The organism is Variovorax sp. PDC80 (assembly GCF_900115375.1).
Taxonomy (GTDB): Bacteria; Pseudomonadota; Gammaproteobacteria; order Burkholderiales; family Burkholderiaceae_C; genus Variovorax.
The window spans coordinates 298,207-317,601 of sequence record NZ_FOWG01000008.1; the positions used below are offsets into that span (position 1 = coordinate 298,207).

A 19,395-nucleotide genomic window follows, 5' to 3' on the forward strand; every position below is an offset into this window, starting at 1 on the left:
TTATTTCGCCAGCGCCTTCAGCGCCAGCTTGATGCCGTCGCTCACGCTCACGTCCTTCGGCAGTGCCTTGAGCGCGGCGGCCGCTTCCTTGTCGCTGTAGCCCAGCGCCACCAGCGCCTGCAGGATGTCGGCCTGGGCATCGGAGGCGGCGTGCGCGGGCAGGCCGATGTCGGCGCCGAGCTTGCCCTTGAGCTCGAGCAGCAGGCGCTCGGCGATCTTCTTGCCGATGCCGGGCACCTTCACCAGCCGGCCGGCCTCCTGCAGGGTGACGGCCTGCGAGAGCTCGCCCACGCTCATGCCCGAGAGCACGCCCAGCGCGGTGCGCGGGCCCACGCCCGAGATCTTGATGAGCTGGCGGAAGGCGGCGCGCTCCTCGGCGCTGCCGAAGCCGTAGAGAATCTGCGCGTCCTCGCGCACGATGAAGTGCGTGAGCAGCGAGATCTTGGCGCCGACGCCGGGCAGGTTGTAGAAGGTGCTCATCGGCACGTCGACCTCGTAGCCGACGCCGTTGCAGTCGATCACGACCTGCGGCGGATTGCGTTCGGCGAGTATCCCGGTGAGTTTGCCTATCATTGGCGCCCCCCCGACGCTTGCGGCGCTTCCCGCCTTGGGTTGCATTTTCTGGAGCAGGGCCGGTCTTGCATGGGCTACCAATAAAGATGGAAATGGAAACCGCGTGATTCTGCGACACACCTTCGCTCCGCCCAACAACACGCGCCTGGGCCACCTGTGCGGCCCGCTCGACGCCCACCTGCGACGCATCGAGGAGGCGCTCGCGGTGAAGATCGCGCACCGCCACGAGCAGTTCAAGATCGACGGCCCCAAGGTCAACGCCCAGCGCGCGATGGACGTGCTGCAGGCGCTCTACGAGATCGCCCAGCGGCCGATCGACGCGGCGGTGGTGCAGCTCACGCTGGCCGGCGACGGCTCGATGGACGAGGACGTGGACGGCGCGGTCACGCTCGCCACCCGGCGCGCCGACCTGCGCGCGCGCACGCCGACCCAGAGCCTGTACCTCGACAACATCGCCAAGCACGACATCACCTTCGGCATCGGCCCGGCCGGCACCGGCAAGACCTACCTCGCGGTGGCCTGCGCGGTCGATGCGCTCGAGCGCAGCGCGGTGCAGCGCATCGTGCTCACGCGCCCGGCGGTCGAGGCCGGCGAGCGCCTGGGCTTCCTGCCCGGCGACCTGACGCAGAAGGTCGACCCCTACCTGCGGCCGCTGTACGACGCGCTCTACGACCTGATGGGCTTCGAGAAGGTGCAGAAGGCCTTCGAGCGCAACGCGCTGGAGATCGCGCCGCTGGCCTTCATGCGGGGGCGCACGCTCAACAACGCCTTCGTGATCCTCGACGAGGCGCAGAACACCACGCCCGAGCAGATGAAGATGTTCCTCACGCGCATCGGCTTCGGCGCCAAGGCGGTGGTGACGGGCGACGTGAGCCAGATCGACCTGCCCAAGCAGCAGCTCAGCGGACTGATCGATGCCGAGCGCGTGCTGCGGCGCGTGAACGGCATCGCGATCACGCACTTCACGAGCGCCGACGTGGTGCGCCATCCGCTGGTGGCGCGCATCGTCGACGCCTACGACGGCCAGCGCAAGCGCGCCGGCACGGGCGGGCACTGAGATGGCGCTGGCCGCACTCACCCTGTCGCTGCAGTTCGGACGCTTCAAGGGCGTGGAACGGCACCGCGCCGCGCTGCCGCGCCACGGCGTGACGCGCTGGATCCGCCATGCGCTCGATGCCGACGCCGAGATCACGGTGCGCATCGTCGATGCCGATGAGGGCCAGCAGCTGAACCGCGAATTCCGCGGCAAGGACTACGCGACCAACGTGCTGACCTTCGACTATGCGCAGGCGCCCGTGGTCATGGCCGACCTGGTGCTGTGCGCGCCGGTGGTGGCGCGCGAGGCGAAGGAGCAGCGCAAGACGCTGGCCGCGCACTACGCGCACCTGCTGGTGCACGGCACGCTGCATGCGCAGGGCTGGGACCACGAGACCGGCGAGGAAGACGCCGAGGCGATGGAAGCGCGCGAGATCGAGATCCTCGCGGGGCTGGGCATCCGCGATCCCTACAACCGCTGAGACCCGCGCACCGATGACCATGGATGACACCGACCCGTGGCTCGTGCGCTGGCTGCCGCTGCTGGCCGAATGCGCGGGCGCCGACCCGGTGCTCGAACTGGGCTGCGGCGACGGCCGCGACAGTGCCACGCTGGCGGCCGCGGGGCTGCGCGTGGAGGCGATCGAGCTGTCGGCACGCGCGGCGGATGCGGCGCGCGAGCGGCGCCTGGCGGGCGTGCGCGTGCACAACCAGGATTTCCGCGCGCCCTTTCCGCTGGCCGAGGGGCAGCGCATCGGCGTCGTGCTCGCGAGCCTGTCGCTGCACTACTTCGAATGGGCGCAGACGCTGGAACTGGTCGAGCGCATCCATGCGCTGCTGCGGCCCGGCGGCGTGCTGCTGTGCCGGCTCAACTCGGTCAACGACCGGCACTACGGCGGGCGCGGCCCGGGGCGCGCGGACGAGGACAACCTCTACCTCGTCGATGGCGCGCCGAAGCGCTTCTTCGAGCGCGGCACGGTGCAGCGGCTGTTCGCGCGCGGCTGGCGCATCGCGCAGCTCGAGGAACTGAGCATAGCCCGCTACGAGCACCCGAAGGTGGCGTGGGAAGCGCTGCTGCGGCGCGACTGAACCAGGGGGCGCCGCCCTCAGCTCATCTGCAGCGGAATCGTGACCGGCCCGTCGTTGAGCAGGTGCACCTGCATGTCGGCGCCGAATTCGCCCGTGGCCACCACGGGATGCGCGGCGCGCGCCTTGGCGACGAAGTAATCGTAGAGCCGGCGGCCTTCGTCGGGCGGCGCAGCGAGCGTGAAGCTCGGGCGGTTGCCGCCGCTCACGTCGGCCGCGAGCGTGAACTGGCTCACCACCAGCAGGCCGCCGCCGATGTCCTGCACGCTGCGGTTCATCTTGCCGGCCGCGTCGGAAAAGATGCGCAGCTTGAGCAGCTTGGCGAGCATGCGGTCGGCCGCGGCGTCGCTGTCGCCGCGCTCGGCGCACAGCAGCACGAGCAGGCCGGCGCCGATCTCGCCGACGGTGCGGCCCGCGATGTCGACGCGCGCCTGCGCCACGCGCTGGAGCACTGCTTTCATGGATGGGATTCCTCGGGGGTGTCTGACGGAAGCTGGGTGGCGCGGGCTTCCATGCCCAGCGGCAGCAGCTGGATGGTCACGCGCAGGCCGGGCACGGCGTCCATCAGGGCCTGCTCGAGCGCATCGCGCAGGGCGGCGGCACGCTCCAGGGTCCAGTCGCCGGGCACGTGCATGTGCAGGTCGGCGAAGCGGCGCTGGCCGGCGCTGCGCGTGAAGATGTCGTCGAAGCGCAGCCGGCCGCCCTCGGGCACGCCAGCGGCGAAGCGCTCGAGCGTGGCGCGCAGCAGTGCCTGGGTCTCGGGCTCGAACGCCTGGTCCATCAGGCCCTGCGAGGAACGCCAGACCAGCTTCGCGCCCTCGCGCGCGATGTTCAGTGCCACGCCGATGGCCAGCAGCGGGTCGAGCCAGAGCCAGCCGGTGAAATGCACGGCGACGATGCCCACCAGCACGGCGGCCGAGGTCCAGACGTCGGCCATCAGGTGGCGCGCGTCGGCCTCGAGCGCGATCGAGCGGCGGGCCTGGGCGGCGCGGAACAGCAGCCACGCGAGCCCGGCGTTCAGGCCCGAGCTGACAATCGACAGCGCGAGGCCCCAGCCGAGCTGCTCGAGCGGCTGCGGCGCCAGCAGCCGCTGCACCGAGACCCAGAAGATCGCCACGGCCGCGCCCACGATCAGGATGCCCTCGAAGCCCGAGGAGAAGTACTCGGCCTTGTGGTGGCCGTACGGATGGCCTTCGTCGGCGGGGCGCTCCGCGATCGTCACCATGGCCAGCGCGAAGGTGGCGCTGGCCAGGTTGACGAAGGACTCCATGGCGTCCGAGATCAGGCCCATCGAATGGGTGATGTAGCCCGCGAGGCTCTTGAGCACGATCGTGACCAGCGCCACCGCGATGGACGCCCGCAACAGGGTCTTGGGGGTGAGATTCATGCGAGCGTGGAGGGTGATGACGGCGACAGGCGACAGGAAAAACGGTAAAAGGCCGCAGTTAGCCACCGAATTATCATGTTCGTGTCCAGGTGTAACGCCTTCGCATTAATAATTGTGTCCGCCCCGAAACAGTTCGCGGAAAACCCGATGATGCACAAGAAATTCCTCCTGCCCTTGCTGGGCTGCGCGCTGCTTGGCGCCGCGGCGATCTCGCAGGCGCAGACCGCCCCGAGCACCCCGGCCGCCGCGCCGGCTCCCACCGCGCCCGCCGCAGCAGCGCCCGCCGCGACCGCCCCCGAGCGCCAGGCCGGCTTCGTGAAGTCGGTGCGTGGCGACGTCAAGCTGCTGAGCGCCGCCGCCGCCACCGCCCGCAACGCCGTGCCCGGCGACGCCCTGGCCTCGGTCGACCGGATCGTGACCGGCCCCGACTCCTCGGCCGCGGTCGTGCTGCGCGACGACACCACGCTGGTGGTCGGCCCCTCCTCGCGGCTCGACCTCAAGCAGTTCCACTTCGACGCGACCACCCACGAAGGCGGGCTGCTCGTTTCGCTGCTGCGCGGCTCGATGCGCATGATCACCGGCCTGATCGGCAAGACCAACCCCGACGCGGTGCGCGTCGAGACGCAGACGGCGACCATCGGCATTCGCGGCACCGACTTCATCGTCCAGACCGACGGCCAGCCATGATGCGTTCCGGTTCCAGTTCCCTCGTTTCCTCCCGCCTGCGCTTCCTCGGTGCCGCGTTGCTGGTCGCGCTGCTCGCGGCCTGTTCCTCGCCCGCCACCCGCGTGGTGCTGCTGCCGCAGGCCGACGGCTCCGCCTCGGCGGTGGTGGTGCGCGCCAAGAACGGCGAGGAGGTGCTCTCGCAGCCCTACCAGCGCGCCACGGCCAAGCAGGGCGCCTCGGGCGCGCCGGTGGTCGACGCCGCCGATGCGGCCAAGGTGCAGGCCGAGAACAAGCCGCTGTTCGACATGCGCCCGCCGCCGTCGCAGCGCTACACGGTGTACTTCGAGCTCGGCACCATCACGCTGACGGCCGCCTCGCAGAAGATCATGGAAGAGGCGCTGGCCGCCGCGCAGGCGCGCCCGGGCGGCGACATCGTCGTGGTCGGCCACACCGACACCAAGGGCACGCTGCAGAACAACGACGCGCTCTCGCGCCGCCGCGCGCAGGAAGTGGCCCAGCTCTTCATCGAGCGCCGCTTCCCGGCCAACCGCATCGAGGCCGCGGGCCGCGGCGAACGCGAACTGGCGGTGCCGACGGCCGACGAGGTCGACGAGCCGCGCAACCGGCGCGTGACGATCGAAGTGCGCTGAGGCGCGCCCCTCGCGCAAAAAAGGCCGGGATCGACCCGGCCTTTTTTCTTGGGAGCGCCCGATTCAGGACAAGGTCACGCGCGCGAACTTGCGCTTGCCGACCTGCACCACGTAGCTGCCGGCCGGCAGCTTGAGCCCCTTGTCGCTGACCACCGCGCCGTCGATGCGCACGCCGCCGCCGTCGATCAGGCGGTTGCCCTCGCCGGACGAGGCCGCGAGGTTGGCCTGCTTGAGCAGCTGGCCGATGCCCAGCGGGGCGCCGGCCAAAGTCACTTCGGGGATCTCGTCGGGCACGCCGCCCTTGCTGCGGTTGACGAAATCCTGCTCGGCCGCCTCGGCCGCCGCCGGGCTGTGGAAGCGCGCCGTGATCTCCTTGGCGAGCGCGACCTTGGCGTCCTTCGGGTTGCGCCCGCCCTCGATCTCGGCCTTGAGCGCGGCGATCTCCTCGAGCGAACGGAAGCTCAGCAGCGTGTACCAGCGCCACATCAGGTCGTCGGAAATCGACAGCACCTTGGCGTACATGGTGTTGGCGTCTTCGCTGATACCGATGTAGTTGTTCTTGCTCTTCGACATCTTCTCGACGCCATCGAGCCCTTCCAGCAGCGGCATAGTGAGTATGCACTGCGGTTCCTGGCCGTATTCCTGCTGCAGATGCCGGCCCACGAGCAGGTTGAACTTCTGGTCGGTGCCGCCGAGCTCGAGGTCGCTCTTGAGCGCCACCGAGTCGTAGCCCTGCATCAGCGGGTAGAGGAACTCGTGCACCGAGATCGACTGGCCGGCCTTGAAGCGCTTGTTGAAGTCGTCGCGCTCCATCATCCGCGCCACCGTGTACTTGGCGGCCAGCTGGATCATGCCGCGCGCGCCCAGCGGGTCGCTCCACTCGGAGTTGTAGCGGATCTCGGTCTTCTCGGGATCGAGCACCAGGCTGGCCTGCTTGTAGTAGGTCTGGGCGTTGGCCTCGATCTGCTCGCGCGTGAGCGGCGGACGCGTGCTGTTGCGGCCCGAGGGGTCGCCGATGGTGGTGGTGAAGTCGCCGATCAGGAAGATCACGCGGTGCCCCAGGTCCTGGAGCTGGCGCATCTTGTTGAGCACCACCGTGTGGCCGATGTGGATGTCGGGCGCGGTCGGGTCCAGCCCGAGCTTGATGCGCAGCGGGGTGCCGCTGGCTTCGGAGCGTTGCAGCTTGCGGACCCACTCGTCCTGGGGGAGCAGTTCGTCAGCCCCCCGGAGGGAGATTTCGAGCGCGCGTCCTACACTATTTGAAAGGTCCATGGATGTAACAGATTCGGCGTTCATGGGCTTTTTTTGGCTGACTTTTTGAGTGCGGAAGCTATACTCGCCCGACTTTTTCAAGCGCCGGATTCTAAGCGGCGCTTTTTCCGCACCGTCCTGCCGCCCTGACCGCTCTGGGCTCCGCAGCGCGGATCTGCAGAAACCTGAGCTGGAATTCATAGTTTGATCAACGGCATTCTTGCCGCCGAGGAGCTTCTCGCTTCTCGCGTGGCTTATACGTTCCGGACCTACCCCAAGCAGATCACCGCGATCATCGCGGCGGCTCTGCTGAGCGCCGGAACCCTCGCCGTGGCTTCGCTCGGACCCGACGCCTCGGACCTCCCGGTCCACCAGGTGCTCGAAGCCACCTCCGCCCCCCTGTCGTTCGCCGACCAGGCCACGTCGCTCGAGGACTTCAGCTTCACGCTGTTTCGCACCGACGTCACCCGCTCGAGCGACACCGCCGAGGCGCTGCTCAAGCGCCTCGGCATCTCCGACCCGGTCGCCAGCGCCTTCGTGCGCGGCAGCGGCGAGGCCCGTTCCGCGCTGTTCGCGCGCGCCGGCCGCACCGTGACCGCCGAGGCCACGCAGGACAACCAGCTCAAGAAGCTCAGCGCACGCTGGATTCCCGACGGCGACGGCGGCTTCAAGCGCTTCGTGATCGAACGCACGCCCGTGGGCTTCGTGGCCCTGACCGAACGCGACACCCTCACGCCGGGCGCCCGCCTGGCCAGCGGCACCATCCGCAGCTCGCTGTTCGCCGCCACCGACGAAGCGCGCATCCCCGATGGCGTCGCGAGCCAGCTGGCCGACATCTTCGCGGGCGACGTCGACGTGCGCCAATTGCGCAAGGGCGACCGCTTCGCCGTGGTCTACGAGACCTTCGAGGCCGACGGCCAGGCGCTGCGCAGCGGCCGCGTGCTCTCGGCCGAGTTCGAGAACAACGGCAAGATCCACCAGGCCGTGTGGTTCCAGCCGCCGGGCGCGGGCCAGAAGGGCAGCTACTACCGCCCGAACGGCGACAGCCTGCGCAAGGCCTACCTGGCGACGCCGGTGGAATTCACGCGCGTGTCGAGCGGCTTCGCGATGCGCATGCATCCGATCCTCAACAGCTGGCGCCAGCACAACGGCATCGACTACGCGGCGCCCACCGGCACCGCCGTGCGCACGGTCGGCGACGGCACGGTCGATTTCGCCGGCACGCAGAACGGCTACGGCAACATCGTCATCATCAACCACCGCAACAACCAGCAGACGGCCTATGCGCACCTGAGCCGCATCGACGTCAAGGCCGGCCAGAGCGTGAGCCAGGGCCAGACCGTCGGCGCCGTGGGCTCCACGGGCTGGGCCACCGGTCCGCACCTGCACTTCGAATTCCGGGTCAACGGCGTTTACCAGAACCCGACCTCGATCGCGCAGGAAGGCGGCGCCCCGATCACCGCCGCGCTGCGCCCGGCCTTCGAGCGCATCGCCGTCGGCGCGCGCAACGAACTGGCGGCCGCGTTCTCGGTGGTGCAGGCCAGCGCGGACTGAGCGCCGCGCTCCTCCTCTCCATATATAGAAGCGCCGGAACGTCCGGCAGCTCCCCCAGCCCCATGGCCACCGGCGATCTCTACATCGGACTGATGTCGGGCACCTCGCTCGATGGCGTGGACGGCGTGCTCGCCGACTTCTCCGACGGCGGGATCTCGGTCACCGGCTACGCCACCGCCCCCTTTCCGGTCGGCCTGCGCGGCGAGCTGATGGCCCTCAACACCCCGGGCGACAACGAACTGCACCGCGCGGCGCTCGCCGGCAACGGGCTGGCGCGCGTCTACGCGGGCGTGGTCGAGCAACTGCTGGCCGATGCCGGCCACGAACCCGGCGCGGTGCGTGCCGTCGGCGTGCATGGCCAGACCGTGCGCCACCGGCCCGGCGAATTCGACGAGGTCGGCTACACGCTGCAGCTCAACAATCCTTCGCTGCTGGCCGAGCTCTGCGGCATCGACGTGGTGGCCGACTTCCGCAGCCGCGACCTCGCGGCCGGCGGCCAGGGCGCGCCGCTGGTGCCGGCCTTCCACCGGGCGCTGTTCGCCGGGCCCGGCGAGCCGATCGCGGTGCTGAACCTCGGCGGCATCTCGAACCTGAGCCTGCTGCCGGCCAGCGATGCGCCCGAGGGCGCGGTGGTGCTGGGCTTCGACTGCGGCCCGGGCAATGCGCTGATGGACCACTGGTGCCAGCGCTACCACGGCCAGCCCTTCGACCTCGACGGCCAGTGGGCCGCGAGCGGCAAGGTGCTGCCCGAGCTGCTCGCGCGGCTGCAGGGCGAGCCCTTCTTCGCCAAGGCCCCCCCCAAGAGCACCGGGCGCGACCTGTTCAATCCCGAATGGCTGGCCGCGCACGTGGGCACCGGCGCGGGCGACGCCCCGGTCGACGTGCAGGCGACGCTCGCCGAGCTGACGGCCAGCACCTGCGCCGCCGACCTGCTGCGCTACGGAAACGAGAGCAAGCTGCTGATCGTCTGCGGCGGCGGCGCGCTCAACGGCCACCTGCTGTCGCGGCTGCGCGCCCTGCTGCCGGGCATTGCCGTGGTGGCCTCGAACGAACGCGGCCTGCCGCCGCAGCAGGTCGAGGCGGCCGCCTTCGCCTGGCTGGCGCGCGCCACGGTGCGGCGCGAGAGCGGCAACCTCGCCAGCGTGACCGGCGCCCGCGGCGCGCGCGTGCTGGGCGCGATCTACCCGGCCTGACTCAGCCCTGGCCCGAGACTTCGGGCTGCGCGGGCCGTGGCGCCCGCACTTCCGCCGGCAGATGCCAGAAGATGAGCGCCGAAGCCACCGTGATCAGGCCCATGCTGGCGAAGGTGGCCTGAAAGGCATCGAGCGTGCGCACCGCGGTGTCGGTGCCGAAGATGCCGTTGTAGCCCGCCAGCACCGCGCCCGCGGCGGCCACGCCCATGCTCATCGCGAGCATCTGCACCATCGACAGCAGGCTGTTGCCGCTGCTGGCCATGCTGCCGTCGAGGTCCTTGAGGGTGATGGTGTTCATCGCGGTGAACTGCAGCGAATTGACCGCGCCGAAGAACAGCAGCTGCAGCACGTGCAGCGCGACGGGCTGGCCCGGTGCCGTGAGGCCGAAACTGGCCATCGCGAGCCCCACCAGCACCGTGTTGACCACCAGCACCTGGCGGTAGCCGTGGCGCGTGATCAGCGAGGTGGCGAAGCGCTTCATCGCCATGCCGGCCAGCGCCACCGGCAGCATCATCAGCCCCGCGCGCACCGGCGAATAGCCCATCGACACCTGCAGCAGCAGCGGCACCAGGAAGGGCATGCAGCTGCTGCCCAGGCGCGAGAACAGGTTGCCGAGCAAGCCGATGCTCAGGGTCGGCACCTTGAACAGCGAGGGCGCGAACAGCGGCTCGGGCGTGCGCGCCGCGCGCAGCCAGTAGGCCGCCACGCTCGCGAAGCCGAAGACCAGCACCACCATCACGCCGCCCTGGCGCAGGCCGAGCTCGGCCACGCCGTCGAGCGAGAGCGAGATCGCCACCATGCCGAAGGCCAGCAGGCCGTAGCCCACGCCATCGAAGCGCCGCAGCGCGGCACCGCGCAGGTCGGGCATGAAGCGCAGGGTGGCGATGCAGCCGGCCAGGCCCACCGGCACGTTGATCAGGAAGATCCAGTGCCACGACGCGTACTGCACCAGCCAGCCGCCCAGCGTGGGCCCGAGCAGCGGGCCGATCAGGCCGGGAATGGCCACGAAGCTCATTGCCTGCAGGAACTCACCGCGCGGCACGGTGCGCAGCAGCGCCAGCCGGCCCACCGGCAGCAGCAGCGCGCCGCCGAGCCCCTGCACCACGCGCGCGGCCACCAGCTGGCCCAGCCCGTGCGAGAGCGCGCACAGCACCGAGCCCAGCGCGAACAGCACGATGGCCGCGAAGAACACGCGCCGGGTGCCGAAGCGGTCGGCGATCCAGCCCGAGGCCGGGATCAGCATCGCCATGGTCAGCGCATAGGCCACCACCACCGACTGCATGCGCAGCGGGCTCTCGCCGAGGCTGGCCGCCATCGCCGGCAGCGCCGTATTGATGATGGTGGCGTCCAGCGTCTGCATGAAGAAGCCCACCGCCACGAGCCACAGCAGGCTCTTGCGGGCGGGGGCGACGGCGGTGTTGGCTACGGCGGTGTCGGGCGGCATGGGCTGGGATGGAGGCGCAAAGCAAAAAGCCGCCCGGAGGCGGCTTGGTGGGGGGATGGTGCGCTGCAGGCAGGCACCATCGGTCGGATCAGGCCGAGAAGCTGGAGCCGCAGCCGCAGGTGCTGGTGGCGTTCGGGTTCTTGATCACGAACTGGGCGCCCTGCAGGTCTTCCTTGTAGTCGATCTCGGCGCCGACCAGGTACTGGTAGCTCATGGCATCGATCAGCAGCGACACGCCGTTCTTGGTCATGGTCGTGTCGTCTTCGTTGGTGATCTCGTCGAAGGTGAAGCCGTACTGGAAGCCCGAGCAGCCGCCACCCTGGACGAACACGCGCAGCTTGAGGTCGGGATTGCCCTCTTCGGCGATCAGGTCGGCCACCTTGGCGGCCGCGCTGTCGGTGAAGACGATCGGTTCGGGCATCTGGGTCTGGATGTTTTCGGCAAGGGCGCTCATGAGGGGAAACTCCTGGAGAGGGGCCGGAACATGCGGCCAAGGGAGGGAATGCTACTGCAATGCGGGCTTTGGAGCCGGGGCTGCAGGCGGTGCACCCAATGCAAGTGGGGTCGCAACCACACGAGGGCAAGGCCGGCTCGAGCCGCGATGCCCATGAAAAAACCGCCCGAAGGCGGTTTTCTCGGCAGGCCGAAGGCTGGAGATCAGCGCTTCGAGAACTGCTTGCGGCGGCGTGCGGAGTGCAGACCGACCTTCTTACGTTCGACTTCACGCGCGTCGCGGGTGACGAAGCCGGCCTGGCTCAGCACCGGCTTGAGGCTCGCGTCGTAGTCGATCAGCGCGCGGGTGATGCCGTGGCGGGTTGCGCCGGCCTGACCCGATTCGCCACCGCCGTGCACGTTCACCATGACGTCGAAGGCTTCGAGGTTGTTCGTCAGCGCCAGCGGTTGCTTGGCGATCATGATCGAGGTCTCGCGGCCGAAGAACGCTTGGATGTCCTTGCCGTTGACCGTGATCTTGCCGGTGCCCTTCTTCAGGAACACGCGAGCGACGCTGGATTTGCGACGGCCGGTGCCGTTGTTCCATTCACCAATCATTCTCAAGGCTCCTTACAGTTCCAGCACTTTGGGCTGTTGGGCGGTGTGCGGATGCTCTGCACCACCGTACACCTTGAGTTTCTTGATCATGGCGTAGCCGAGCGGGCCCTTGGGCAGCATGCCCTTGACTGCCTTCTCCAGCGCGCGGCCGGGGTGCTTCGACTGCATGTCGCGGAAATTCGTCGCCGTGATGCCGCCCGGGTAACCCGAGTGACGGTAGTACACCTTGTCGATGGACTTGGCGCCGGTGACGCGCAGCTGTGCTGCATTGATGATGACGATGAAGTCACCGGTATCGACGTGAGGCGTATAAATGGCCTTGTGCTTGCCGCGCAGACGGAGGGCAACTTCGCTGGCTACCCGTCCGAGGACCTTGTCGGTCGCGTCAATCACAAACCACTCGTGCTTCACGTCAGCGGGTTTTGCGCTGAACGTGGTCATGAGATTTCTCTTTTCAAAAGAGGGTTTGGCGGGCCCTTTTCCACGGTCGGTTTTCCTCTGGTGGGAATCTCTTAGGTGGTGGAAGTACTTCGCCGCGGGGCCACAAAAACGCTGCGAAGCCCGCGATTATACGAAGAATCGGGGTTGGCGGGCAATTTTCGGGATGGCGGCTCCCTCGAGCCCCTCGAATGCCCGCTCCGGGCTCAGCGCCAGACCCGCACCAGCTCCAGCGTCTCGCGCGTCATGCCCAGGTAGACACGGCGGTATTCGGCCTCGAAACGGACCACCCGGCCCAGGTCGGGCGCGTAATAGGCCGTCGCCTTGAAGGGCAGCGCCTGCGCGGGCCCGGTGCCCACGAGCGCGAACATCCAGCCCTCGAAGGCGATCTGCTGCACGCTCAGCGCCTCGCCGTCGACGGTCAGGCGGCTCGTGCCGATCACCGCGGCATCGAGCGCGTAGCGCGCCTTCTCCCCGCTGGAGGACGAGGTGTACTCGCTGCGCCAGCGCATGCCCGGCGTCATCGCGGGCCGGGTCCAGCCGTCGGGCGGCGAGGCCGCGTCGAACAGGCCGCCGGCCGGCGAGGTCATCGACACCAGCTGGCCATCGGCCTTCTCGACCCGTGCGCCCTGGTTGTAATAGACGTTATCGCCCTCGATCCGGTCGACCCGATAGCGCACCGGCGTCCGCACGCCCGTGAGGCCATCGATCAGCACGTATTCGAACACTTCGCCGAGCCGGGGCGCCCCCGGACGGCCCGCCGCGGGCGCGCCGCGGCCGTTGCCGTCGGCGCCGCCGGCGCGTGCTTCCAGCGCGGTCTTCGCGCGCGCCGGCAGTTCGGCCAGCCACTCCGCCGGCACCGCGAAATTCAGGCTGCCGCCGTCCTTGGCGGCGAAGGTCGTGATGCCCAGCAGCCGACCTTCGCTGTCGAACAGCCCGCCGCCGCTCGAGCCGGGGGCGATGGCCGCGGTGGTCTGCAGCAGGCGCTCGCCCTCGTCGCCGCGCAGGCCCGACAGGATGCCGTCGCTGAGGGTGTTCTCGAGGCCGCGCGGATTGCCGATGGCGTAGACGCGCTGGCCCACGCGCGCGCTGCCCGCGGGCGCCAGCGCCACCGGCGGCGCCGTGAAGTTCGCCACCTTGACCTGGCACAGGTCGCGCTGCGGATCGGGGTACTCGAGGGTGGCGCCGTAGGCCACGTTCTCCTGGCGCACGACGAAACTGCTGGCCTTCGCCAGCACATGGCAGTTGGTCACGAGCCGGCCGGGCGCGATCACGACCGCGCTGCCGGCGCTGAGCGGCCGGGCCTGGGCGTCGAAGGTGCGGACCGCCCAGACGCTGCCCGACACCTTGGCGAACAGCGCATCGGGCTCGAGCGCCGCGGCGGGGCCGGCGGCCAGCAGCGCCGCCAGGCAGAGAACGCCGGCCCTCATGGCTTGGCGGGAAGCAGCGCGCCGAGGTCTTCCATCGAGACGCGTGCGCCGACGGCGGCGGCGCGCGGCGCCGGCTGGGGCACGACGGGGGCCGCGGACGCGGCCGGTGGCGGTGCGGCCGAGGCCACCACCGGCGGGACGGCGGGCTTCTCCTCGGCCACCGGCGGCGTCGGCGCGGGTGCGGGCGTGGGCGCGATCTGGGGCGGCGGCGTCACCGCGATGGCCGTGGGCGGCGGCGGCACGACGGAGGGCGCCGCCAGCCGGGTCTCGCCGATGCGAACGCCCGCCAGCGCCTGATCGCCGGTCTGGCCGCTGCGGTCGAAGCTGCGCACCTCGCCGAACACCAGTTGCATCCAGCTCGGGTAGTTGAAGCCGGCGCCGGTGCCCGAATCGATGGCCGCGCCCAGCACGCCGCCGATCAGGATGTTGCCGACCATGCCGGTGTTGACGCGCGAAATCGCCTGCCCCGTGGCCGGCGCCAGGCCGGGCTGCGTGCATTCGATGTTCAGCAGCGCGCCCGAACGGCGCACCGAGACGCTTTCCCCCGAGCGCATCACGATGCCGTTGCGGTCGTTCGTGAGCGTGCACTTGGCGCCCTCGACGGTCTTTCCGGCCTCCGTCAGCGTCTCGATCTTCACGCTCTGCTGGGTGCCGTGCGTCACCGACGCGCACCCCGTCAAAATAGACAGCACGCCCGCACCCACGCACAGGCCCCAGAATCTCCACCCTGCTCCACGCATTTGCGCCCCTCTTGTTAATTAATGTTTCCGGCGCGCGAGTCTAGCGATGCCGCCGGCCGCATGCCTCCACCTTTTAGGTATTTTTTCTAATGTTCAGCTACCGCCACGCCTTCCATGCCGGCAATCACGCCGACGTGCTCAAGCACATGGTGCTGATCGCCACGCTCGATCACATGCTCGAAAAGGAGACCGCCCTGACGGTGGTCGACACGCACGCGGGCGCGGGCCTGTACCGGCTCGATGGCGACTACGCGGGCACCAGCGGCGAGGCCGCCGAGGGCGTGCTGCGCCTGGTCGCCGACCCCAAGGCCGCGCCGGCCCCGGCGCCCGCTCCCGCGACGACCGCCGCCGCCAAGAAGGCGGCCAAGGAAGCCGAGGCTCCGCTGGCCGATGCGCTCGCGCGCTACCTCGAGGTGATCCACGACTTCAATGCCAAGGGCGGCGCCCGCGTCTACCCGGGCTCGCCGTTCATCGTGCAGCACCTGCTGCGCGACCACGACCGGCTCAAGCTGTTCGAGCTGCATCCCACCGACAGCCGCACGCTCACGGCCAACATCGCGCAGCTCGAGGCCGGACGCCAGATCGCGGTGCTGCACGAGGACGGCTTCGGCAGCGCGACCAAGTTCCTGCCGCCGCCCTCGCGGCGCGCGCTGGTGCTGATGGACCCGAGCTACGAGCTCAAGACCGACTACGGCCGGGTGCTCGATTTCGCGGCCGAGGCGCTCAAGCGCTTTGCCACCGGCACCTACGCGGTCTGGTATCCGATCATTCCGCGGCCCGAGGCGCACGACCTGCCGCGCCGCCTCAAGACGCTGGCCACCAAGGCCGGCAAGTCCTCGCTCAACGTCACGCTGACGGTCAAGTCGAGCAAGATCACGACCGCGCCCAGCGGCGAAACCCGCCGCCCGGGCCTGCCGGCCAGCGGCATGTTCCTGATCAACCCGCCCTATACGCTGAAGCCGCTGCTCGAGGCGGCGCTGCCGCAGCTGGTGCAGAAGCTGGGACAGGACCGCAACGCGGGCTTCACGGTCGAAGCCGCGGGCTGATCCGCGCGGCGGCCGTTCAGCGCCGCCGTGCCGGCGCGCGGCGCGCCGGCGCCTTGCGGGCCGCCGCGGGCTGGGCCTGCGGCCGCACCGGCGCCACGTCGAGCGACGGCGTGTCGGTCTCGCCCGGCTGCGCCAGTTCGCCGTCGCAGCGCATGCCCTCGCGGTCGATGACGGTCAGCGCCACCTGCTTGATGCCCAGGCTCGCGAGCCCGATGCGGTCGGCCGCGGCGCGGCTCAGGTCGATCACGCGGCCCTGCGTGTAGGGGCCGCGGTCGTTCACGCGCACCAGCACTTCCTTGCCGTTGACGAGGCTGCGCACGCACACGCGGGTGTTGAAGGGCAGGGTCTTGTGCGCGGCCGTCAGGGCGCCCATGTCGAAGCGCTCGCCGCTGGCGGTGCGGCGCTGGTGGAACTGGATGCCGTACCACGAGGCCCCGCCGCGCTCGAAGATCTCGCCGCGCGGTTCGTCGCCCGGCAGGCCATCGGCGGGCAGTTCGTCGGGCCCGGTCACCGCGAGGTCGTAGCGCACCGAGGGCACGTTCGAACGCGGCTCGGCGCCGGGCGGCACGGTCATCTGGCGCGGGATCGGCGACAGGCTCTCCTGCGCCACGGTGTCCGACGCCGCGCCGCCCTCGGTCGCCGGCGGCATGGCGCAGCCCGCGAGCGCGCAGGTGCAGGCCACGAGCGCGGCGCGAAGCCCCGCGCGCAGCGAGCCTGGCGCCCGCGCCGCCCCTCTCAATCCAGGCGCTCCAAGACAGCCAGCGTGGCCGCCGACTGGTTCATCGTGTAGAAGTGCAGCGCCGGCACGCCGCCCTCGCGCAGCCGCGCGCACAGGTCGGTCACGACGTCGAGGCCGAAGGCCTTGATCGAGGCCGTGTCGTCGCCGAAGGCCTGCAGCCGCAGCCGGATCCAGCGCGGGATTTCGGCGCCGCAGGCGTCCGAGAAGCGCATCAGCTGCGTCGAGCTGGTGATCGGCATGATGCCGGGCACGATCGGCGTGTCGATGCCGAGCGCGCGCGCCTCGTCGACGAAGCGGAAGTAGGCATCGGCGCTGAAGAAGTACTGCGTGATCGCCGAATCGGCGCCGGCCTTCACCTTGGCCGCGAAGGCCTGCAGGTCGGCCTCGGGCGAACGCGCCTGCGGATGCACCTCGGGATAGCAGGCCACCTCGATGTGGAAGTCGCGGCCGGTCTCTTCGCGAATGAAGGCCACGAGGTCGCTCGCGTACTGGAACTCGCCGCCGGCGCCGTAGCCGCTGGGCAGGTCGCCGCGCAGCGCCACCAGGCGCTTCACGCCCATGGCCTTGAGCTCGGCGAGCTGCGCGCGCACGGTCTCGCGCGTGGCGCCGATGCACGAGAAATGGCTGGCCGCGTCCACGCCCTCGGACAGGATCTCCTGCACCGCGCCGAAGGTGCCCTGGTGGGTGGAGCCGCCCGCGCCGTAGGTGACCGAGCAGAACTCGGGCTTGCGCGCATAGAGCTGCTGGCGCGCCGCGCGCAGCTTGACCGCGCCTTCGGGCGTCTTGGTCGGGAAGAATTCGAAACTCAGCGGAAGGCGCACCTGCGTCTCCTAGGAACCGCCCGCGCCCGTCGCGCGCACGGCGTGAATAAAAAACTCGCGGTTGCCGTCGCCGCCGGCGATCGGGCTGTCGAACCAGCGCAGCACGCGCAGCTCAAGCGCGGCGCAGGCATCGCGCAGGCGCTTCTCGACGATCTCGTACATCGCCGCGTCGCGCACGATGCCGCCCTTGCCGACCTGGCCCGGCTGCAGTTCGAACTGCGGCTTGACCAGCATCAGCAGCTGGCCGTCGTCCGCGAGGAACTGCACCACCGCCGGCAGCACCAGCGTGAGCGAGATGAACGACAGGTCTCCGACGATCAGGTCGAAGCGCTCGTCGAAGGGCTCCTCGCCCTCTTCCTGCAGGTCGTCGGCCGAGAGAGCGCGCGCATTGACGCCTTCGATGGCGAGCACGCGCGCGTCCTCGCGCAGCTTCGCATGCAGCTGCCCGTGGCCGACGTCGACGCCCACCACCCGTGCGGCGCCGCGCTGCAGCAGGCAGTCGGTGAAGCCGCCGGTCGACTGGCCCACGTCGAGGCACAGCTTGCCGGCGGCATCGACGCCGCTGGCCTCGAGCGCGCCTTCGAGCTTGAGCCCGCCGCGCGAGACATAGCGCGCCTCGGCCGCATCGTCGAGCTCGAGCTCGGCCGACTCGGGCACCTCGTCGCGGTTCTTCACGACCGAACGCCACGCATCGGTCGAGCCCGCATCGCGCCAGCGCATGCCGCCGGCGATAAGCCGCACGGCCTGCGAGCGCGAGGCGGCGAGGCCGCGTTCCACCAGCAACTGGTCGGCTCGCATGCGCGGCGATCAGTAGCGGTAGCTGTCCGGCTTGTAGGGGCCGTTCTTGCTCACGCCGATGTAGGCGGCCTGGGCGTCGGTCAGCTCGGTGAGCATGGCGCCGACCTTCTTCAGGTGCAGGCGCGCGACCTTCTCGTCGAGGTGCTTGGGCAGCACGTAGACCTTGCCGGCCTGGTAGGCGTCGGGCTTGGTGAACAGCTCGATCTGCGCGATGGTCTGGTTCGCGAACGACGACGACATCACGAAGCTCGGGTGGCCCGTGCCGCAGCCCAGGTTCACGAGGCGGCCCTTGGCCAGCAGGATGATCTTCTTGCCGTCGGGGAAGGTGATGTGGTCGACCTGCGGCTTGATCTCTTCCCATTCGTACTTCTCGATCGACGCGACGTCGATCTCGTTGTCGAAGTGGCCGATGTTGCAGACGATGGCCTGGTCCTTCATCTTCGCCATCGTGTCGTGCGTGATGACGTCCTTGTTGCCGGTGGTGGTCACGAAGATGTCGGCCTTGTCGGCCGCGTATTCCATCGTCACAACCTTGTAGCCTTCCATCGCGGCCTGCAGCGCGTTGATCGGGTCGATCTCGGTGACCCACACCTGCGCCGACAGCGCGCGCAGCGCCTGGGCCGAGCCCTTGCCCACGTCGCCGTAGCCGGCCACGCAGGCCACCTTGCCGGCGATCATCACGTCGGTCGCGCGCTTGATGCCGTCGACCAGCGATTCGCGGCAGCCGTAGAGGTTGTCGAACTTGCTCTTGGTGACCGAGTCGTTGACGTTGATGGCGCGGAACAGCAGCGTGCCCTTGGCGCTCATCTCGTTGAGGCGGTGCACGCCGGTGGTGGTTTCCTCGGTCACGCCGATGATCTCGGCCGACTTGCGCGTGTACCAGGTCGCATCGACGGCCAGCTTGGCCTTGATCGCGGCGAAGAGAATGCGCTCTTCCTCGCTGCCCGGGTTGGCGATCACGCCCAGGTCCTTCTCGGCGCGCTGGCCCAGGTGCATCAGCAGCGTGGCATCGCCGCCGTCGTCGAGGATCATGTTCGGGCCTTCGCCCTTCGAGTCCTTGGGGCCGAAGTCGAAGATGGCGTGGGTGTAGTCCCAGTAGTCCTTGAGCGACTCGCCCTTGATCGCGAACACCGGCGTGCCCGACGCGGCGATCGCGGCGGCCGCGTGATCCTGCGTCGAGAAGATGTTGCACGAGGCCCAGCGCACCTGCGCGCCGAGGGCCTGCAGCGTCTCGATCAGCACCGCGGTCTGGATCGTCATGTGCAGCGAGCCGGTGATGCGCGCGCCCTTGAGCGGCTGGCTCTTGGCGAATTCCTCGCGGATGGCCATCAGGCCGGGCATCTCGGTTTCCGCGATGCGGATTTCCTTGCGGCCCCAGGCGGCGAGCGAAAGGTCGGCGATCGCCTGGTCGGCGGACGAAACAGGGGTGGGCTTGAGAACAGCGCTCATGTGAAGTGAACTCCAGAACTGTGTTTGAACGAGGCCACTGCGTCG

At 69.6% G+C, this 19,395-nt stretch carries 22 protein-coding genes; 8 read left to right on the plus strand and 14 right to left on the minus strand.

The window, feature by feature from the left end:
* On the minus strand, positions 1 to 573 hold the full coding sequence (ruvA, locus tag BM109_RS23700) for a Holliday junction branch migration protein RuvA (protein ID WP_093348037.1): 573 nt from the start codon (positions 571 to 573) through the stop codon (positions 1 to 3).
* Positions 574 to 676: 103 nt separating this feature from the next.
* On the opposite strand from ruvA, the gene BM109_RS23705 reads away from it, so the two are divergent.
* The 3 genes from BM109_RS23705 to BM109_RS23715 are packed head-to-tail and all read left to right on the plus strand — an operon-like array spanning position 677 to position 2,697.
* Positions 677 to 1,630 (plus strand): PhoH family protein, encoded by a 954-nt coding sequence (locus tag BM109_RS23705; protein WP_093348040.1) that lies wholly within the window; start codon positions 677 to 679, stop codon positions 1,628 to 1,630.
* Position 1,631: 1 nt separating this feature from the next.
* Positions 1,632 to 2,090 carry an rRNA maturation RNase YbeY gene (gene ybeY / locus BM109_RS23710; protein ID WP_093348042.1) on the plus strand — a complete coding sequence of 153 codons (459 nt, stop codon included), beginning with the start codon at positions 1,632 to 1,634 and terminating at the stop codon, positions 2,088 to 2,090.
* Positions 2,091 to 2,103: 13 nt separating this feature from the next.
* Positions 2,104 to 2,697, plus strand: coding sequence for a class I SAM-dependent methyltransferase (locus tag BM109_RS23715; RefSeq protein WP_093348044.1), 594 nt, complete (start codon positions 2,104 to 2,106; stop codon positions 2,695 to 2,697).
* 17 nt (positions 2,698 to 2,714) lie between these two features.
* On the opposite strand, the gene dtd is transcribed toward BM109_RS23715, so the two are convergent.
* The gene (dtd, locus tag BM109_RS23720; RefSeq protein WP_093348046.1) at positions 2,715 to 3,155 is read right to left on the minus strand and encodes a D-aminoacyl-tRNA deacylase; all 441 of its coding nucleotides are present in this window, start codon (positions 3,153 to 3,155) and stop codon (positions 2,715 to 2,717) included.
* Positions 3,152 to 4,081 (minus strand): cation diffusion facilitator family transporter, encoded by a 930-nt coding sequence (locus BM109_RS23725; RefSeq protein ID WP_093348049.1) that lies wholly within the window; start codon positions 4,079 to 4,081, stop codon positions 3,152 to 3,154. The genes dtd and BM109_RS23725 overlap by 4 nt, the downstream gene beginning before the upstream one ends.
* Before the next feature lie 147 nt (positions 4,082 to 4,228).
* On the opposite strand from BM109_RS23725, the gene BM109_RS23730 reads away from it, so the two are divergent.
* On the plus strand, positions 4,229 to 4,768 hold the full coding sequence (locus BM109_RS23730) for a FecR family protein (protein ID WP_256222742.1): 540 nt from the start codon (positions 4,229 to 4,231) through the stop codon (positions 4,766 to 4,768).
* Complete coding sequence (locus BM109_RS23735) at positions 4,765 to 5,397, plus strand: OmpA family protein (RefSeq protein ID WP_256222743.1); 633 nt, start codon at positions 4,765 to 4,767, stop codon at positions 5,395 to 5,397. The genes BM109_RS23730 and BM109_RS23735 overlap by 4 nt, the downstream gene beginning before the upstream one ends.
* A 63-nt stretch (positions 5,398 to 5,460) precedes the next feature.
* On the opposite strand, the gene tyrS is transcribed toward BM109_RS23735, so the two are convergent.
* A complete protein-coding gene (gene tyrS, locus BM109_RS23740; RefSeq protein WP_093348051.1) occupies positions 5,461 to 6,693 on the minus strand; it encodes a tyrosine--tRNA ligase in 1,233 nt (410 codons plus the stop codon).
* Positions 6,694 to 6,852: 159 nt separating this feature from the next.
* Here tyrS and BM109_RS23745 point away from each other — a divergent pair, with 159 nt between their 5' ends.
* Together BM109_RS23745 and BM109_RS23750 are read left to right on the plus strand one after the other, a co-directional pair.
* The gene (locus BM109_RS23745; protein ID WP_093348053.1) at positions 6,853 to 8,202 is read left to right on the plus strand and encodes a M23 family metallopeptidase; all 1,350 of its coding nucleotides are present in this window, start codon (positions 6,853 to 6,855) and stop codon (positions 8,200 to 8,202) included.
* A 62-nt stretch (positions 8,203 to 8,264) separates the two neighbouring features.
* Complete coding sequence (locus tag BM109_RS23750) at positions 8,265 to 9,395, plus strand: anhydro-N-acetylmuramic acid kinase (RefSeq protein WP_093348055.1); 1,131 nt, start codon at positions 8,265 to 8,267, stop codon at positions 9,393 to 9,395.
* A gap of 1 nt (position 9,396) precedes the next feature.
* Here BM109_RS23750 and mdtD read toward each other — a convergent pair whose 3' ends face one another.
* From mdtD to BM109_RS23780, 6 genes are all read right to left on the minus strand, one after another.
* Positions 9,397 to 10,839: a multidrug transporter subunit MdtD gene (mdtD, locus tag BM109_RS23755; RefSeq protein ID WP_093348058.1), complete on the minus strand. Its 1,443-nt coding sequence runs from the start codon at positions 10,837 to 10,839 to the stop codon at positions 9,397 to 9,399.
* Positions 10,840 to 10,927: 88 nt separating this feature from the next.
* Entirely contained in the window at positions 10,928 to 11,293 is a 366-nt protein-coding gene (erpA, locus tag BM109_RS23760; RefSeq protein WP_093348061.1) for an iron-sulfur cluster insertion protein ErpA, read from the minus strand.
* A 203-nt stretch (positions 11,294 to 11,496) separates the two neighbouring features.
* On the minus strand, positions 11,497 to 11,889 hold the full coding sequence (gene rpsI, locus BM109_RS23765) for a 30S ribosomal protein S9 (RefSeq protein WP_093348063.1): 393 nt from the start codon (positions 11,887 to 11,889) through the stop codon (positions 11,497 to 11,499).
* 12 nt (positions 11,890 to 11,901) lie between these two features.
* Complete coding sequence (gene rplM / locus BM109_RS23770; RefSeq protein ID WP_057590758.1) at positions 11,902 to 12,330, minus strand: 50S ribosomal protein L13; 429 nt, start codon at positions 12,328 to 12,330, stop codon at positions 11,902 to 11,904.
* Positions 12,331 to 12,533: 203 nt separating this feature from the next.
* Positions 12,534 to 13,757 (minus strand): S1C family serine protease, encoded by a 1,224-nt coding sequence (locus BM109_RS23775; protein ID WP_093348066.1) that lies wholly within the window; start codon positions 13,755 to 13,757, stop codon positions 12,534 to 12,536.
* Positions 13,754 to 14,419 (minus strand): hypothetical protein, encoded by a 666-nt coding sequence (locus BM109_RS23780; protein WP_093348068.1) that lies wholly within the window; start codon positions 14,417 to 14,419, stop codon positions 13,754 to 13,756. The genes BM109_RS23775 and BM109_RS23780 overlap by 4 nt, the downstream gene beginning before the upstream one ends.
* Positions 14,420 to 14,586: 167 nt before the next feature.
* Here BM109_RS23780 and BM109_RS23785 point away from each other — a divergent pair, with 167 nt between their 5' ends.
* Positions 14,587 to 15,543, plus strand: coding sequence for a 23S rRNA (adenine(2030)-N(6))-methyltransferase RlmJ (locus BM109_RS23785; protein ID WP_093348071.1), 957 nt, complete (start codon positions 14,587 to 14,589; stop codon positions 15,541 to 15,543).
* 16 nt (positions 15,544 to 15,559) lie between these two features.
* Here BM109_RS23785 and BM109_RS23790 read toward each other — a convergent pair whose 3' ends face one another.
* From BM109_RS23790 to ahcY, 4 genes are read right to left on the minus strand one after another with little or no spacing between them, the layout of a single operon-like run.
* Positions 15,560 to 16,225, minus strand: a complete 666-nt coding sequence (locus tag BM109_RS23790; RefSeq protein WP_371268833.1) for a septal ring lytic transglycosylase RlpA family protein — start codon at positions 16,223 to 16,225, stop codon at positions 15,560 to 15,562.
* A 53-nt stretch (positions 16,226 to 16,278) separates the two neighbouring features.
* A complete protein-coding gene (gene metF / locus BM109_RS23795; protein WP_093348073.1) occupies positions 16,279 to 17,103 on the minus strand; it encodes a methylenetetrahydrofolate reductase [NAD(P)H] in 825 nt (274 codons plus the stop codon).
* 9 nt (positions 17,104 to 17,112) lie between these two features.
* Positions 17,113 to 17,901 (minus strand): TlyA family RNA methyltransferase, encoded by a 789-nt coding sequence (locus BM109_RS23800; protein ID WP_093348076.1) that lies wholly within the window; start codon positions 17,899 to 17,901, stop codon positions 17,113 to 17,115.
* Between the two features lie 9 nt (positions 17,902 to 17,910).
* Complete coding sequence (gene ahcY / locus BM109_RS23805; protein WP_093348078.1) at positions 17,911 to 19,350, minus strand: adenosylhomocysteinase; 1,440 nt, start codon at positions 19,348 to 19,350, stop codon at positions 17,911 to 17,913.
* Positions 19,351 to 19,395 lie beyond the last annotated feature (45 nt).

What these genes read in the sequence shown, in the direction of transcription:
- ruvA (WP_093348037.1), bottom strand. Translation starts at nt 573, where the DNA reads ATGATAGGCAAACTCACCGGGATACTCGCCGAACGCAATCCGCCGCAG.
- ybeY (WP_093348042.1), top strand. Translation starts at nt 1,632, where the DNA reads ATGGCGCTGGCCGCACTCACCCTGTCGCTGCAGTTCGGACGCTTCAAG.
- BM109_RS23715 (WP_093348044.1), top strand. Translation starts at nt 2,104, where the DNA reads ATGACCATGGATGACACCGACCCGTGGCTCGTGCGCTGGCTGCCGCTG.
- dtd (WP_093348046.1), bottom strand. Translation starts at nt 3,155, where the DNA reads ATGAAAGCAGTGCTCCAGCGCGTGGCGCAGGCGCGCGTCGACATCGCG.
- BM109_RS23725 (WP_093348049.1), bottom strand. Translation starts at nt 4,081, where the DNA reads ATGAATCTCACCCCCAAGACCCTGTTGCGGGCGTCCATCGCGGTGGCG.
- BM109_RS23730 (WP_256222742.1), top strand. Translation starts at nt 4,229, where the DNA reads ATGATGCACAAGAAATTCCTCCTGCCCTTGCTGGGCTGCGCGCTGCTT.
- BM109_RS23735 (WP_256222743.1), top strand. Translation starts at nt 4,765, where the DNA reads ATGATGCGTTCCGGTTCCAGTTCCCTCGTTTCCTCCCGCCTGCGCTTC.
- tyrS (WP_093348051.1), bottom strand. Translation starts at nt 6,693, where the DNA reads ATGAACGCCGAATCTGTTACATCCATGGACCTTTCAAATAGTGTAGGA.
- BM109_RS23750 (WP_093348055.1), top strand. Translation starts at nt 8,265, where the DNA reads ATGGCCACCGGCGATCTCTACATCGGACTGATGTCGGGCACCTCGCTC.
- mdtD (WP_093348058.1), bottom strand. Translation starts at nt 10,839, where the DNA reads ATGCCGCCCGACACCGCCGTAGCCAACACCGCCGTCGCCCCCGCCCGC.
- erpA (WP_093348061.1), bottom strand. Translation starts at nt 11,293, where the DNA reads ATGAGCGCCCTTGCCGAAAACATCCAGACCCAGATGCCCGAACCGATC.
- rpsI (WP_093348063.1), bottom strand. Translation starts at nt 11,889, where the DNA reads ATGATTGGTGAATGGAACAACGGCACCGGCCGTCGCAAATCCAGCGTC.
- rplM (WP_057590758.1), bottom strand. Translation starts at nt 12,330, where the DNA reads ATGACCACGTTCAGCGCAAAACCCGCTGACGTGAAGCACGAGTGGTTT.
- BM109_RS23775 (WP_093348066.1), bottom strand. Translation starts at nt 13,757, where the DNA reads ATGAGGGCCGGCGTTCTCTGCCTGGCGGCGCTGCTGGCCGCCGGCCCC.
- BM109_RS23785 (WP_093348071.1), top strand. Translation starts at nt 14,587, where the DNA reads ATGTTCAGCTACCGCCACGCCTTCCATGCCGGCAATCACGCCGACGTG.
- BM109_RS23800 (WP_093348076.1), bottom strand. Translation starts at nt 17,901, where the DNA reads ATGCGAGCCGACCAGTTGCTGGTGGAACGCGGCCTCGCCGCCTCGCGC.
- ahcY (WP_093348078.1), bottom strand. Translation starts at nt 19,350, where the DNA reads ATGAGCGCTGTTCTCAAGCCCACCCCTGTTTCGTCCGCCGACCAGGCG.